The sequence below is a fragment of the Paenibacillus sp. 05T425 genome (genome assembly GCF_056396205.1).
This window is the reverse complement of the sequence record NZ_JBFTLA010000002.1, coordinates 510,436-525,797: the sequence shown is the minus strand read 5'-3', so window position 1 is coordinate 525,797 and position 15,362 is coordinate 510,436. Positions and strand designations below refer to the sequence as shown.

At 49.7% G+C, this 15,362-nt stretch carries 16 protein-coding genes; 1 reads left to right on the top strand and 15 read right to left on the bottom strand.

Annotation, left to right across the window (positions count from 1 at the left end; genetic code table 11):
• Positions 1–27 precede the first annotated feature (27 nt).
• From AC1DF0_RS06155 to AC1DF0_RS06100, 12 genes are all read right to left on the bottom strand, one after another.
• Entirely contained in the window at positions 28–852 is an 825-nt protein-coding gene (locus tag AC1DF0_RS06155) for a carbohydrate ABC transporter permease (protein ID WP_477573471.1), read from the bottom strand.
• Entirely contained in the window at positions 852–1,733 is an 882-nt protein-coding gene (locus AC1DF0_RS06150) for a carbohydrate ABC transporter permease (protein WP_442052712.1), read from the bottom strand. The genes AC1DF0_RS06155 and AC1DF0_RS06150 overlap by 1 nt, the downstream gene beginning before the upstream one ends.
• Positions 1,734–1,803: 70 nt before the next feature.
• Positions 1,804–3,093: an ABC transporter substrate-binding protein gene (locus AC1DF0_RS06145; protein WP_442052713.1), complete on the bottom strand. Its 1,290-nt coding sequence runs from the start codon at positions 3,091–3,093 to the stop codon at positions 1,804–1,806.
• 114 nt (positions 3,094–3,207) lie between these two features.
• A complete protein-coding gene (locus AC1DF0_RS06140; RefSeq protein ID WP_477573378.1) occupies positions 3,208–4,734 on the bottom strand; it encodes a response regulator in 1,527 nt (508 codons plus the stop codon).
• A 30-nt stretch (positions 4,735–4,764) separates the two neighbouring features.
• Positions 4,765–6,594: a cache domain-containing sensor histidine kinase gene (locus AC1DF0_RS06135; protein WP_477573377.1), complete on the bottom strand. Its 1,830-nt coding sequence runs from the start codon at positions 6,592–6,594 to the stop codon at positions 4,765–4,767.
• A 224-nt stretch (positions 6,595–6,818) separates the two neighbouring features.
• The gene (locus tag AC1DF0_RS06130) at positions 6,819–9,185 is read right to left on the bottom strand and encodes an S-layer homology domain-containing protein (protein WP_477573376.1); all 2,367 of its coding nucleotides are present in this window, start codon (positions 9,183–9,185) and stop codon (positions 6,819–6,821) included.
• A gap of 131 nt (positions 9,186–9,316) precedes the next feature.
• A complete protein-coding gene (locus AC1DF0_RS06125; protein WP_442052717.1) occupies positions 9,317–10,582 on the bottom strand; it encodes a phospholipid carrier-dependent glycosyltransferase in 1,266 nt (421 codons plus the stop codon).
• A gap of 31 nt (positions 10,583–10,613) precedes the next feature.
• Positions 10,614–10,961, bottom strand: a complete 348-nt coding sequence (locus tag AC1DF0_RS06120; protein ID WP_337103975.1) for an EamA family transporter — start codon at positions 10,959–10,961, stop codon at positions 10,614–10,616.
• Positions 10,961–11,305 carry a DUF2304 domain-containing protein gene (locus AC1DF0_RS06115; RefSeq protein ID WP_442052718.1) on the bottom strand — a complete coding sequence of 115 codons (345 nt, stop codon included), beginning with the start codon at positions 11,303–11,305 and terminating at the stop codon, positions 10,961–10,963. Before AC1DF0_RS06115 ends, AC1DF0_RS06120 begins: the two co-directional genes overlap by 1 nt.
• A gap of 40 nt (positions 11,306–11,345) precedes the next feature.
• The gene (locus AC1DF0_RS06110) at positions 11,346–12,128 is read right to left on the bottom strand and encodes a glycosyltransferase family 2 protein (RefSeq protein WP_442052719.1); all 783 of its coding nucleotides are present in this window, start codon (positions 12,126–12,128) and stop codon (positions 11,346–11,348) included.
• 273 nt (positions 12,129–12,401) lie between these two features.
• Entirely contained in the window at positions 12,402–12,713 is a 312-nt protein-coding gene (gene trxA / locus AC1DF0_RS06105) for a thioredoxin (RefSeq protein WP_337103972.1), read from the bottom strand.
• 75 nt (positions 12,714–12,788) lie between these two features.
• The gene (locus AC1DF0_RS06100) at positions 12,789–13,208 is read right to left on the bottom strand and encodes an RrF2 family transcriptional regulator (protein ID WP_477573375.1); all 420 of its coding nucleotides are present in this window, start codon (positions 13,206–13,208) and stop codon (positions 12,789–12,791) included.
• Positions 13,209–13,552: 344 nt separating this feature from the next.
• Between AC1DF0_RS06100 and AC1DF0_RS06095 the strand changes: the two genes are divergently transcribed.
• A complete protein-coding gene (locus AC1DF0_RS06095; RefSeq protein WP_442052720.1) occupies positions 13,553–13,759 on the top strand; it encodes a hypothetical protein in 207 nt (68 codons plus the stop codon).
• A gap of 73 nt (positions 13,760–13,832) precedes the next feature.
• Here AC1DF0_RS06095 and AC1DF0_RS06090 read toward each other — a convergent pair whose 3' ends face one another.
• From AC1DF0_RS06090 to AC1DF0_RS06080, 3 genes are all read right to left on the bottom strand, one after another.
• On the bottom strand, positions 13,833–14,528 hold the full coding sequence (locus tag AC1DF0_RS06090; protein WP_477573374.1) for a serine/threonine protein kinase: 696 nt from the start codon (positions 14,526–14,528) through the stop codon (positions 13,833–13,835).
• A gap of 116 nt (positions 14,529–14,644) precedes the next feature.
• Entirely contained in the window at positions 14,645–14,971 is a 327-nt protein-coding gene (locus AC1DF0_RS06085) for a DMT family transporter (RefSeq protein WP_337103968.1), read from the bottom strand.
• Between the two features lie 7 nt (positions 14,972–14,978).
• Complete coding sequence (locus AC1DF0_RS06080) at positions 14,979–15,359, bottom strand: DMT family transporter (RefSeq protein ID WP_477573373.1); 381 nt, start codon at positions 15,357–15,359, stop codon at positions 14,979–14,981.
• Positions 15,360–15,362: the final 3 nt, after the last annotated feature.

Sequence of the window (15,362 nt, the reverse complement as noted above, 5' to 3'; positions counted from 1 at the left end):
TTATTAAATCCACCTTAATGCTGCTGATTACCCTTTGACAGCGCCGCCGACAATTCCTTTTACGATCTGCTTCTGCATCAGTATGAAGAAGATGAAAATCGGAATGAGCACGATAACCGTCAACGTCATGAATAACGGCCAATCAACGGCGAATTCGCCTTTGGCTTTGTATACCTGCAGGACAAGCGTCGCGTTGTCGGACGAGTTAAGGAACAGCATCGGCGCGAGAAAATCATTCCACACCCACATCGTCTGATAAATGATGGCTGTGACCGTAATCGGCTTCAGCAGCGGGAAAATAATGCGCCAGAAGATACCCCAAACGGTACATCCGTCGATTGTCGCAGCTTCGGACAKCTCCTTCGGGACTGTCTTCATATAGCCCATCATCAAGAAGAAGACGAATACCGAGCCGCCCATATAAATGAACATGATGCCGTACAGCTTATCGACAAGGTTGAATTGCGTCATCAGCTCGAATAGCGGAATAAGCGTCGTTTGGAACGGAATGAGGAAACCCGCCAGCAAATATCCCATAATAATACGGTTCGTCTTACCCGGGTTGAAGACGATCGGATACGCCGCCATCGCGCCGATCAGAACCATAAGAAGCACGGATATGACCGTAATGATCAAGCTGTTGCMGAAGCTTTGCAGCAGCGGCACTTCAGTGAAGACGCGCTCGTAGTTGTCGAAATTCAGCTTCGTCGGCAGACTGAGCGGATTTCTTGCCGTCTCGACCGGCGTCTTAAGCGTGTTCACGATAATGAGATAGAAAGGGAAAAACGTAATGACCCCTACCGGCAGCATCACGATATCGAGCAGCCAGCTTTTGCGGGTTTTGTCCGTCATCATAACATCTTCTCCTCTCTGCGCTGCATGACCGTCACTTGGAAGTAGGTGAGCGCCAGCACGATCAGGAAGAAGACGATGGACATGGCGGATGCGAGTCCGAACTGTACTTCGGAGATGCCGCGAAGCACGATAACCTGCGTAATCGTATGCGTCTCGAAGCCCGGACCGCCCTTCGTCAGCGCGAACGGGATTTCGAATACTTTGAGGCCGCCCGTGAGGAGCAGCATGACGCTGATCGTCATGGCCGGAGCAAGCAGCGGCAATGTTATGCTGCGGATTTGCTGCCAGCGGTTAGCCCCGTCAATCGAAGCCGCTTCGTAATAATCCTTCGAGATGCCTTGCAGGAAAGCAAGATACAATACCGCATGCCAGCCAGCGCCCGCCCATACCGCGACAAGGATGGTCGACATCTTGGCTAACATCGGATCGGACAGCCAAGGCTGCGGCCCTGCCCCGAACAAGGTATGAAGCACGTTATTCAACACGCCCGAAGCGATCGGCGACAAGATGAAGCCCCACACGTATGCAAGGATTAGACCGCTCGGAATGGACGGGAAGAAGAAAATCGCACGGTGAATGTTTTTTGTATAGAAATTCCGGTCCAGCACGAGCGCAAGCACAATCGCCAGCAGCGTGGTCAGAATCGTTGTCGATATCGCGAATAAAAGCGTGTAAGAAATACCCGATATAATGGCGGCATCCTTGAAAATTTTAATATAATTCGTTAAACCTACGAAATCGTATTCCTTCGAATAACCGTTAAAGTTCGTCAAGCTGAATAAAAACGATTTGATAAGCGGGTAGATCGTGAATACCGTATAGAAAAACAAAATCGGAATAAGAAAAACTTGATACTGGAAAGATCTTAGCAGCTTCATCTCGCAGGCTCCCTCCCTCATGATACGGCCGAGGGGATTGCTCCCCTCTATTGCCGCTCACTTTCTCTTTTTATTTGCTTTCCATCTCTTTCAGCTTCTGGTCCATGGCTCCTGTAATCGTCTCAATCGAGCCTTTGCCGACGAGCAAGTCCTGTACGGACACGACCATCTGATTGCGAAGCGCTTCTTGGTGTCTCGGCCAAGAAACCATCGGGAGATAGAATTTGCCTGCGAGCAAACCTTCTTTGTATGCTTTCTCTAGAGCGGGGTGCACTTTGCTTTCATAACCTGGAAGCGTAATGATTTGACCCGTGCCTTTTTCGAAGTTTTCCAAGCCTTCAGGCGTAGACATGTATTCAACGAACTTAATAGCCGCGTCTTGGTTTTTCGAAGCGCTGTTCACCGCGAAACCGACGTTCGGAGCGCCTGCATAATAGTCTTGGCCTGCTTCAGCTCCAGGAATCGCCATCATGCTGAATTGCAGCTCCGGATTCGCTTTCTCGATAGCCGGAATGTTCCATGGTCCGCCTTGAATCATCGCTACGTTGCCGATTGCGAATTCATTAACCATTTGATCCGCAGTCAAGCCCATCATATCGGAAGTAATGATTTTGTTGTCGACCAGACCTTCCTTCCACATTTGCAGCGGCTTCGTCCAACCTTCGGCAAACGTCGCTTCACCTGCGAACAGTTTAGCGTCATAGTCCGGATTGCCGGACAACGTTTGGCTAGCTACCAAAGCGCCTTGAATGGTGGAAATGTCGCCTGCGTTATCATACAGCGGTACGATTCCGGCTTCTTTCAGCTTCAGGCACAGGTCGATAAACTCTTGCCATGTTTTCGGCTCTTCCGTCGCGCCAACCTTCGCGAACAGCTCTTTGTTGTAATAGATGCCGCCCACCCAGCCGGCTTGGGAGAATGCATACGTTTTGCCGTCACGCGTGAACATGCCTTTGCTTGCGTCTGTCATCTTGGATATGAACGGCTGATCCGTCAAATCAAGCGCATAACCGCCATCAATCAGCTCATTGCGGTTCTCGGCCGCCATGATGAATACGTCCGTCGCCGAATTGGACAGCAGCATCGTTTGCAGCTTAGCGATATAGTCCTTAACCGGCGGAGCCGTTTGGAAGTCGATCGTGATGTTCGGGTATTTCGCCGTGAAACCGTCAATGACCGGCTTCATTTCGGTTTCATTGTTCCACGAGAGCAGGCTTAGCTTTACCTTTTTGTCTGTGCCGGCGCCTTCGCCGCCCGCTTCGCCCTCTTTGTTGCCGTTGTTGCCGTTACTGCCGCAAGCGGATAGGACAAGCGTCACCGCCATCATGGCGATCAAAAGCAATAAACTTGATTTTCTCATGCTGTATTCCCCCTGTTAACGAGTATTTGTAAGCACTTTCACCATTATGATAACGCTTTACTAGGGGCTCTTGAATTTACATCGTTGCACGGATTTTTGTACTTTGTTGCACGCTTACATATTGGGCGGTTGATGCTTGCCCCCGCGGTAATCTTTTGGCGAGACCTCAAAGTGCTTTTTGAACGTTTTGCTAAAATGACTTTCGTCGACGAAACCGGTCATCTCCGCAATGACGCTGTTTTTCAAATTCGTACCCGACAGAAGCTCCGCGGCCTTATCCATCCGGATCTGCGTCACGTACTGCCAGTAGTTGATACCGAATTGCTGTTTGAACAAGCGGCTTAGCTGATATTTATCCAAGCCATACCTATCGGCGATGTGCTGCAGCGATAAATCTTCCTCGTAATGCAGCTCGATATGCGACTTGATTCTTGTGATCGTTTCTTCCGTCCGCTCGGCGGCGTGGTCCGTTCTGACAACCAAGCTATCGATTACAGTGTAGAAGTATGATTCCAGCTCGGCAGCGGTATGAAGCTTCCTCAGCCTCTCCAGCGTTACCGGTTCAATATCCGTCGCGAAACGCTTCGAACGGATTATCGCCTGCTCGGCCATCGTCAAGTAATGTTTGCATAAGCGGTATACTTGATCCGGCTCCAGCCTTAGCTCTTTAAAAACGTTGAACAAAGCAGCAACAATGTCCTTCATCGCCTCTTGCGAGAAGGCCAGCGAGAATTTTTCCTCGAACGACTTATCGAACTGCTCATAAAGCTGCATGGTCCACGGCTCTGACTTGGCAGCCTCACTGCCGACTTGAACCGTGACTGATGAATAGAAGCCGCTTGCCGCAGCAACGCTGCTTTGAGCCAGGAGTCCGTATAGCTCCTCCGGTGTATCGCCAATCGCGCTTAGCCCTATGGTGACGCGACATAGCGGATAATCTGATTGCCAAGACAATACAGCTGTCTCCCCTAAATTCACGAGCTCGTCCATCCGGGCATCGCTGGTCAACCCTAGTACGGCTGCGAACTTAAGCGAATGAACTTGTGCAAGAACCTTTAGCTCCGCCACAGGCTCCATCCGATTCAACAAAGAAACTAACCCGTCCCTATGCAACTGCTCACCCGTAATCTGAACAATTAAATATCGTTTAATCCCGAGCAATGGGAAGGCTGACCTCGCCGCCGCAACAATACTCTCCTCGTCACCGCTTTGCTCCTGTTCTTGCCTGAAGTAACTCGTTATCGCACTGCCAAGCTCCGTCTGTTGTTCCGCCTTCAGCTCCTCAATCAGCTCCTTAAGCGCTGAATCAAGCTGTGCGGTATCGACCGGCTTGAGCAAATATTGTGCAACGCTTAGCCGAAGCGCCTCCCGAGCATATTCGAACTCATCGTAAGCGCTCAATATGATCGTTTTCGGCTTATGGGGCAGCTGCTGCAGCTGCTTCAATGCCTCGATGCCGTTCAAGTGCGGCATTTGAATGTCGATAATGAGCAGCTCCGGCTGCCATTGCTCAGCCAGCTCGGCAGCTTCCCGTCCGTCGTACGCATGCTTAATCTCCGTAATGCCGAGCGACTGCCAATTCATCATTTTATCCAAAAAAGTATGCAGCGATTGCTGATCGTCCGCAATAAGCAGCTTCATCCTTCTCTCTCCCTTCATCCTTGATGTGAATTAATCCATAATGGGCAGCAGGATGGAAACTCTCATTCCCACTCCCTGCTTGCTATAGATGCGGATGCCATAAGGCTCTCCGTATTTGAGCTTAATTCGTTGATTCACATTGTATAAGCCGATATTGTCGCTTTTCTGCGTCGTGCTGTTAATATGCCTGGTCAACTCCGCCGCACGTTCCTTGGACATGCCTTGTCCGTTGTCGGATACAACGATCAGTACGCCCTTGCGACCGCCGACCGCTTTAATATGGATGGCACCCTCCCGGATATGGTCGCCGAAGCCGTGACGAATCGAATTCTCAACGATCGGCTGAAGCGTCAGCTTCGGTATTTTGCGGCGCAGCACATCCCGGTCTGGAATCGAGAACGATACACGGATACCGTTATTGTATTTTTTGTTCAGAATATACAAGTAGTCCGACACATTGTTGATCTCGCGCTCCAGCTCCACTTCCTCCTCCGAGCGTTTCATGGAGTACCGGAACAGGTTGCTGAGCGACAGCACGATATGATTGGATTCCTCGGTATTGCCGCATACGATCTCCGTCTGCAGCTGCTGCAGCGTATTAAACAGAAAATGCGGATTGATCTGCGCCTGAAGCGTCTTCAGTTCTTCTTCCTTCAAGTTAATTTGCGTCAAATAGTTTTGCTTAATGAGCAAATCAATCCGGCCCATCAGCCCTTTAAATTTGTCGCCGATCTGATTAAGTTCCCTATAACGGTAATCCCTCGGCTTCACATACAAAGAATCATCCTCGCCCATTCTGTCGAGCGCCGCCATCAATCTTCTCACCGGCAGCGAGATGCGCAACGTAATGAGCAGGCTGATAAGCGTGTTCGCAATCAAGCACAAGTAGAGGATGCGACCCAAATTCGTCTTGAGCGGCTGCGACTGGCTCGTAATATCGGACATCGGTACGGTCGAGATCATTTTCCAGCCGCTGACGGCGGTAGGCTGATAAATGACGAGCGTCTCAACCCCGTCGATATTTTCTTGAAAGTGGCCCGAAGGATGCTCGTACAGCTTCTCTTCCGAAGGAAAGTCGAGTACTTGTCCAATTTTAGCGCTGTCCTTATGGACGATAATATGGCGGTTCTCATCAATCAAGAAGATGCTGCCCTTGTTCTGATAAGCGCTTTGCTCGAACATGCCGTTGATTTTTCCCAAATCCAAATTCCCAATAACCGCCCCGAGAATTTGCCCCTGATACCCCTTAACTTGCAACACCACCGACAGCACCGGCTGATTGTAACGCGTAATATCCGTGGATAGATAATAGTCCTGCATATGAACGCCGATGCTGAAGAAACTGCCTTGCGGATTACGCTCGAACGTCTGCTTCACCCACGGTTGCGACTGGAAAGGGTAATCCCATTGTAACGTTTTGCGTCCGTCCAAATTGTTGACGTACCCCGTCTCGCCTATCATAAGGACGTCGCTGATCAGCGTTTGATAGGTACTTACGCCCTGCGCAATCTCCGAAATGTTGCGCTCATGCTGAAGCCTGCTCTCGATGCCGATCTTCTGATGCTCCTTCATCATCGTAATAACGGAGTGATTGCCGGCCAGCATGACGAGCGAGCGCTTCGACTCCTCCAGATTGAAGCTMAGACCTAGCGCCGCTTGCTCCATCACCTTGTTGCTGGAGCTGACGATTTCGTCCGTGATCATCTTCGTGGAGTCCTTGATGGACAGGTAGCCGAGCAGAAGCAGAAGCAGCACATTAACGAGTAAATAAGATACGAGTATCGTCCGCATAATCGTCCGGTCCAGAAACGTGTGCCGCAAATATACGAAAACTTTCTTCATGTTGTCCCTCGTTTTCACTGGGCGCCCCCCTGCCTTTGTCATTTCTAGAGGGTATTATAGCACGACACCGTTTAATTGTACGTACAAGCTGTAAGCTGTAAGTAATGCAATAGGGACCTTTTCCTGTGCAGCCTTCACGCGTTGCAAACCATTCATAACCATTCGCGCACACGTATGAGCAAAAAAAAGGATGGAGCAGAAATACAGCCTGCTCCATCCCTTTACTCAATTACTGAAACAATTTACATCCTCAGCGGCGCTTCGGCCAAATCCGCACGCGTCTGCAAGTAGCGGAAGAACGCAACCGACGCTTCGGCGCGGGTGACCAGCTTCCCAGGCAAAAACTTGCCGTCCGACAAGCTCATGATTTTCAGTCCTACCACAATCGCGGCCTGACCTTTGTTCTCGATCTGATCCGAGTCCTTGAAGCTCGCTTTAAAGATATGATCGTACTCGGCAAGCGCATTATAGCCAAGCGCTCTTACAATCAGCTCCGACATCTCATCGCGGCTGACTTTGCCGTCTGGATTGAAGGAGCCATCGCCGATGTCGATCAAGTTCTGCGCCAGTGCGCTTTCGACGTAAACGAAGTAACTGGAATCCGCCGCAACGTCGTCGAATGAAGCTTTCTCCAGCGCTGCCGAAGCTGTTCCCATGTCGTACATTGGAGAGTTTCCGCTATTGCGCGCAAGCACAAGCATCTTAATGAGCTCGCCMCGCGTAACCTGTTCACTCGGCCGCACCTTGCCATCCTTCACATCAAGCGCTTTGTAAGCAACCATCAGTTCAAGCTGACGCTGTGCCCAATGGCCCTCGATGTCGGTTGCCTTCGGCTTCTCAAGCTGTGTCGCCTCGCCGGTCTCGCGATTCCGCCAGCTTCCCGTCTCCGCATCGAGGAAGATGCTCTCGTCAAGCGGACGCGGTACGAGACGGTAGACGAGCTCCGCTTCGTTTTTCGTCGTAAGCTGCGACTCGCTCGCTTCGCCTGCCGCGATCAGCACTAACATTTTTTGATACGGAATCGGTTGACCTTCCCACCAATATTGTTGAACTAGCTGGTAAGCCAATTCCGTACGGTAATAGCCTAGCCACTTCGATATGGCTGCATCCTTCGTGATGACGCCTGGCGGTGAAGCCGGATAATCGAAATCTGCGATATTTCCGTTGTAATCCGTCACTTCTCCCGTACGGGAATCAATCGATACGCCAATATTGTCATATTCCACGGTTGCCCCATGAACTTTGCGAACGAACTCGATTCGATACGATCCGATCTCGCCCGCGGTCTTGCCTTCATATGTTTCTGGTTTAGGGGAGACGATATAAAGCTCATGCGTTAGCCATGGCAGCTGCTTCTTGACCGTTGCCGTCGCCAGCTCCATTGCCTGCTGCAGCGATACAGGCGCTTTGTCTGTCTCTCCCTTCTCGGGAGACGCCGAATAATTGTAGTTATAGAAGTTGCGAATGGCACCTGACTGGCCGTCGACTGTGGCCGATAGGAAACCTTGCTCCTTGCCGTCCTTCGTAATCGTCCAGTTCAAATCCCAATATGCATTCGTTTTGCCCGAGTATTCGTCCTTATTTTCATTGTAATTGGAATGCGACAGCACGGCATCTGCCGGAAGCTTGAATGCTGCTTTCACAATCTCCACCGCACGCTGTTCCGTAATATTGCTGTTCGATGGCTTCGTCCCATCCGGCTTCGCAGTCAACGGAGTCTTAGATACCGTGCCTTGACGATAATACGAAATGTTCGTACGGTCCTTCGTGTCTCCGCTCACGGCATCAATCGCCAAGGAGTCCAGCTTGTAGCTAAGAACAGGCTTGCGCTCTCCCTTCGCGCTGTACGGAATGATATACGCCAGCTCGGGCTTAGCTGCCGCGCGCAGCTTAGCGTCCGCTTGCTCTGCTGTAAGCGTCGTGCTTACCTTCGGAAATACAATCGTTTCATCCCAGCGCAGCGAATAGCTCATCATATGTCCTTCGCTGTCAATCTCCGCTTCAATGTAGTTATCCGCATACGGAATGCCTTTCACGATCCGGTCGAACCGCAGCATATGTCGAACCTGACCAGTAAGCGGAGGCAGCAGTGATACACCAAATTCCGTATTCAGCTTAACTTGCGATTCGTAATTAGGCGCCAATGTATGTATAAACTCAAGTGCAAGCTTCTGCGCCGCATCCCTCTCCACTTTGAGAGGATAGGTTGGTTTAGCCGACGGGTTATCGACATACGTTCGAAACTCCAACAGCTGGCCGTTATCCGCATGAATGCGTACATAGATGCTGCCTTGCTGCTTGCCGTTTACTTTCTTCACAAAATCGAGACTCCATGTATTGCGTTTCCCGACCGCTAGCTGTTCTGACGAGAAGCCAGTCCCTTGGAGCGTATACTCCTTCGGAATGTTTACGTACTGTCTGGCGAGTGCTTCCGCCTTGACCTTCGTAATCTGAGCATTCGTGCCGCTTTGGACGGCCGTTTCGCTGCCCGCTGCCGCGCTAGCGCCTCCACTGTCGGCACTATCGGCAAATGCTTGTCCTGGCAGTGTACCCATAATCATTGCAGCCGTTAATATCGTTGCGAGCTTCGTACGATTATTGCGCCTCACTACTTCGTCCTCCTTTATTTTTCCAATACTTACATCCTATAAAACGGAAGTAGCCGGTTGGAAGTTGCACCCATTTAAAAAACAAAAAAACTGTCTTCTTTCCGCAAAGGGAAGGAAGACAGCTTTCATTGCTAAGCAGCTCTCCGACTGGATACGAGCCCCCATAGCTTCTGTAATATAAATATGCCAAGCCAAACGGAGAAAATAATAAAGATCGGCATGACGGTGAAATTATACCGATATTCCGGCACGAATACGAGTCTGATCATAGACATAATAACGAGCACGACTGCCAGCATAACGCCCGGATGTCTCCAGCGCCAGATCAGTCCGAGAAGCGTGATAATGCTGCTGTATACGATGAGAAGATGCAAGTAAGCGACCTTCGGATACGCATAGAAAATCGGAGAATGTCCCGATCCGAAGAACATATGGCCATATGTATACTTCAGCTTGCCAACCGTGTACCACTTCACGTACGTCCATGTTTGCGTCGTAAAGCCTGCTTTAATGCGCGCCCATGCGTAATCCGACTGCGTCATCCATTTTTCCTTCTGCACAATACGATCCTCGTAGTTTTTGTCCGGATACGTACCCGCGGAGAATGGATTGGACTGCGAAGATGTAAGTACGAATTCATTCAGCGACACAATATTGCGAATCCACCATGGCAGCATCGTAGCGGACAAGCATAGACCCGTCACGACACCGAGCAAAACGATCTTTTTGAATACGTCAGACAACGGCTTGCGATCAATCCCTGTCGCCTTCCTATTCTTGCTCCACTGTTGAAGCAGGAATACACCGTACAAAGGAACGAACAGCGGTAAAAACTCAGCCCGTACAAGTACGGTTAAGCCGAGCAGCAGACCTGCAATTGCCGCATCTCGAATGCGCTGCGTCTTGAACGCATACATCTGCATCGACAAGTATGCCATAAGCAGGAATAATGCCAACGTCTCTGTGAGCACCGCGCCAGTTGTCCAGATGAACGGATGATAAATTGCGCCAATGAAAATGGAGATCAAAGCGATCCACTTATTTTTCGTTGCTTGCATGGCGATGATATACATCAGCGCGAGCGAAGCTAAGCTAATAAGCACTTGCGCCCATCGAATCAGCGGGAAGTATTCCACACCGATCTGTTCGCCAATAAGGTACATGCCCGTCATAAAGAGCGGATAACCCGGCGTTACGCGCGCGTTCGGTACTTCTTCTTTGTATGCATAGATGCCTTTGTCGACAAGACGATGAACCATTTCATTGTAATACTTCGAGTCATGCGAAATGTTATGCTTAACCGATGTTAGAAAATCGGCTCTTAACCAGAAAGCAAGCAAAAAAATCAGGACGATCATGATCGTCCAAACTTTGTTCTTCCGTACCCATTCCAACAAAATAAACGGCCCCCTCAGACGATAACACAACCTATTTCCAAGCTAATACGATAACTCCGACCAAAATAATTCCCGCCCCGATCCAGCGTTGCAGCGGAACGGTCTCGTGGAACAAGTAAACTGCAGCCACCATGCCGAGCACGTAGGCTAAGCTTTGTAGCGGATACGCAAGGCTGAGCGGCAGCTTCTTCAATACGTACAGCCACATCACCGTTGCAATTCCGTATAGAACAAGCCCTCCCCAAATATGAGGCGACCATAATAAAGTAACGACCGATTCGCCTTTGGCGGTATCGAGCTTGTTCATTCCGGTTTTCCACAGCAGTTGACCGCAGACGAGCAGTAAAATATTAAAAGCCAGTACAACGTATGCAGCCATTACGATTCCGACCTTTTGCGATCATGAAGCTCATGATGCAGAATGCCAAGCTCTTGCGTCAGACGAATGACCTTCTCCGACAGCTTGGATACGATCACGGTAAGGTGAAGAATGAGCGCTACGCAGAACAGAATTCCGACTAAGAACAAGAGCGCCGGCGCATAATCGACACCGATCGAGTCGGCAAGCGAATCGATAATTTGCGGTCGCACGGACAAGATGAGCATGACGACGCCGAACAGCAGCCACAGCATGGAATACTGCTCGCGCAACAACCTTCTATTAATCAACATAATAAGTACAATCAGAAAAGCGACACTTGTGATAATCCACAAGGCTTGCATGGAATTTCCCCCTCAAACATAAACGACTGATGCCGCTTGATTACGACTGAACTTCAACTGGTTTTGTTTGTTTCAGGCTTCGGATGAACAAAGCCAATGTTACTTTAATCATATAATACACCGATCTCATCGCATTTATAGATGAAGTGCCTCCCGTGCGTGCTTCCATTGTTACGGCTACCTCGCTCGTGCGAAGTCCGCTGCGATTGACGAGCACGATCGAATCCACTTCCGGATAATCGGTTGCATAGTCGCTTTGGAACACCGATATCGCGCGTTTATTAGCCGCACGGAAGCCGGACGTCACGTCGAGCACTTTTTTGCGTGTCATGGCGCTTACGATCGTCGACAAAATTTTGATGCCGATCCGTCTTGACGTCGTCGACTGGAAACCTGTTTGTTCAATAAACCGCGAACCAATCGCAAGGTCAGCCTTGCCGCTCAGTACCGGGGACAAAATAAGGTGAAGCTGCTCGGCTTTGTGCTGTCCATCTCCGTCCACTTGCACAGCGACATCATAGCCGTAACGATGGGCATAACGATAACCGGTCTGCATGGCTCCGCCAATACCAAGATTTGTAGGGAGTGTGATGACGGCTGCGCCGTTCGCTTCAGCAACTTCCTTCGTGCGATCCTTCGAGCCGTCGTTAATGACGAGAATATGAGCAGACGGGCAATGCGTCTTCACATCATGGATAACGTGGCTTATGCTATGCTCTTCGTTATAAGCCGGTATTATGATCAAAATTTTTGAAGACGTATTTCCATTCCGCAGAGACTCACCTGTAACGGCGCCGTCCTTCTCAGAAATGACTGCGTTCACTCCATCATCACTCCATAAATCGTAGTTTTTGTTGACGCTCCATTGTTCACAATACCTCTAATTCTACTAAACTTCTCTATTAGAAAGCAACTGAAAAGGTTGTGAAAATGTGTAATTGTTGTCGTTTTTACACGAATCTATGCATCCACTTGTTCCCTATTCTAGCATTTATTTCGGAGAGGAAATAAGTGAAAGAAAAAAAATACCGCCTGGCAACCAGCGTTGAACTGATTCCAGACGATATTTAGACGTTTGTTTTTGCCCTATTGTTGCTTACAGTTGACCAGCAATTTTTGCTTTCAAAGCGTCTTTGCTTTGTACGCCGACCATTTTGTCAACCGGTTGACCGTCTTTGAACAAAATAAGCGTCGGGATGCTCATTACGCCGAATTGCGAAGCAAGCTCAGGCTCTTCGTCAACGTTGATTTTCGCGATTACAGCTTGGCCTTCCAGTTCAGTGGAAAGCTCCTCTACGATCGGAAGCTGCATTTTGCAAGGTCCGCACCATGGCGCCCAGAAGTCAACAAGGGATACACCGCTTTGTACGCTTTGGGAAAAGTTATCTTTCGTCAATGCTACTGCCATTTCAATCATCCTCTCCAAACAATGTGTATGATTAAGGGATAACCCGTCTCATCCTTACCAAATCCAAATTCGAAGCTACGAACAGGCGTGAATCTGGCCAAGCACGTCTTGAATCGTAATTGCGCTAAAATGCTCCTCCAGCTGCTTCTCCGCCTTGCAAAAAATACCGAACATGACTTGATTCATATTCGATCCGACGACGCAATCYATCTCTGGATTGCCTGAGCACCAGCTTGGCATGAGCGACCCCTGCGCCATGACGCGGTAGATGTCGGCTAGCGTGACGATGCTTGGGTCAATGGTCAGACGATATCCTCCGCCAGAACCTTCGCGCGTATTCACGTATCCGCTTCGACGCAATGCGCTCATCACCTTGCGAACGCGTGCGGAGTGCGTACCGACATTATCGGCAATCATCTCGCTGCTCGCCATTCGTTCCGGCAAATAAGCCAAATAAACAAGACTGTGTACGGCAATCGTAAATTCACTGTTCACTATGAACGGGCCTCCCTGCTTCTTACTGTAATTTTATCCGTTACAGTTGTATTTGTCAATAGCCAGGTGCACGCCGTTCATCATTATATTGCGGTGCGCCGCGGGGAACTATTCTCTGCAAAAAGTGGAGAGGAGACAGAAGCATAATTTTACGAGCGGTTGTCATCATTTAGTGCCGTAACTGAATAAATATGAATTGTGCCGATTGCACAAAGGCTCCGAAATAAGTTTTGTCTTAGCAAAACCAGGTTTAGGCTTCCGATGCGAGTTTTGTCATACAAAACAAAGTTAATGCTTCCGAAGTAGTTTTGCTACGCAAAACTTTAAAGGAGGTGAACACAATCATGGCATTTTGGAATCGATGGGTATCGATTCGTGCGGAGGGCGGATCGAGAGTCGATCTGATTGATCGGCTGCAAGCGCATCTGAAAGCCGGCGGACTGAAATCGAAGATTACGAACGAGAGCAGCTCCGTGAAACGAATTCATGTATTGAAGAAAGATCTTGATCAAGCCAAGGCGCTGCTCGATGCGTTCGACAAAGAGCATTAGCCGGGGCAACGGACGACGAAACGAACGAAGGCAGCGATCCGTATCGGAATCGCTGCCTTGCTGTTGCCATTCGTTATGATTTGCTTATTCCTTGCGACGAGCGCCCGCCAAGCGGCGAATGCTTCACCCATCGATAGCCTTTGCGCACGCTGTTCATGACCCATTCAGGAATCGCAATCGTGTGCTTGGACAAGAACGGCATATAAATACGGTTATACGCCTTCTTCAAGTCGTCCCACATCGCGCATGGCTCCTCCTTCAAGAAGTCGGATATGTCGACGACGATTCCTTTGCCGTTCGCCACCATAACATTTTTGCCATGAACATCATGAGGAAACAGCCCTTGCGAACGCGCATAATCGAGCGCTTGGTCGATATCGTCGATCACGCTCTTCGGAATTGTTATCCCTTCAAGCACGCAATTATACAAGGTTTTGCCTTGCAGCCTGCGCAGGATCAAGTAGTAATGCCCGTCATGCTCGCCCGCATGGTAACAAGTCGAATAAGATGGATGATCGCCAATACGGCGATACACCTCGCACTCGCTTTCCCAACCTTCTCGGCCAGGCGCATATACTTTCACGGCAATATCCGCGTCATCGGGATGGTAGAATACGCTGGCATAGTTGCCTGCTCCAAGCAGCTTCCATTCCTTCGGCATCGCCTTCACATGTATCGGATTGCCCGGATCTACGCTTTCGAGCTTAAGCTCTGCCAGCAGCGTTTGCTTCACTTTATCGATAAATGATTCCAATCTTTGTGCATCCATAGGTGACAGAGCTCCCTTTCCTTACAATTCGTTTCCAGTCCCTTTCATTGTAAGGTGTTCCTCTGCAAAAATAAAGAGTTCATAAGGTGAAACGGGCTGTCGCCGTTAAAGGCTAATTAATGTCCGCCGCCGCTTACGACTTTCAAGCCGATTACCCCGGTTATAATCATTGCCAAAAACATGATTTTACGCCAATCCTTCGATTCCTTAAAAAGCACCATGCCTAGCACAACCCCGCCTACTGAGCCGATACCCGTCCATATCCCGTAAGCTGTACTGATCGGGATCGTCTGAAGCGCCTTCGACAAGAAGAAAAAGCTAACGAAGCCCGACGCGATCGCGCCGACCGTCCCCTTCCATTTGCGAAAGCCGTCCGACAGCTTCATGAACGTAACCCCGCCGACTTCGCCTAAGCCCGATAGGAGTAAAAATAACCATGCCATCTTATCGTCACGCCCTCTCCTGCTGTCTTAACTGCTCCGCGTGCGTTTCCTGCGAAGAGTCTTCCTTCTTGTCTTTGGAGACAAGCTTAAGTCCGACGATGCCCGATATAAGCAGCACGATGAAGAACAACCGCCAGAAATCAACGGCCTCCTCGAGAAATAATATGCCTGCTATAACCGTGCCGACGGTTCCCATTCCCGTGAACATTGCGTACGCAGTCCCTATTTCAATAATCTGCATCGATTTGGCGAACAGATAGAAGCTCGCAGCAAGCAGCACTACCGTAATGATGCTCGGTACCAAAACTGTAAAGCCCTCCGAATATTTGAGCCCGAACGTCCAGCCCACCTCTAGAAAGCCTGCCAATAACAAATAAATCCATGCCATCTT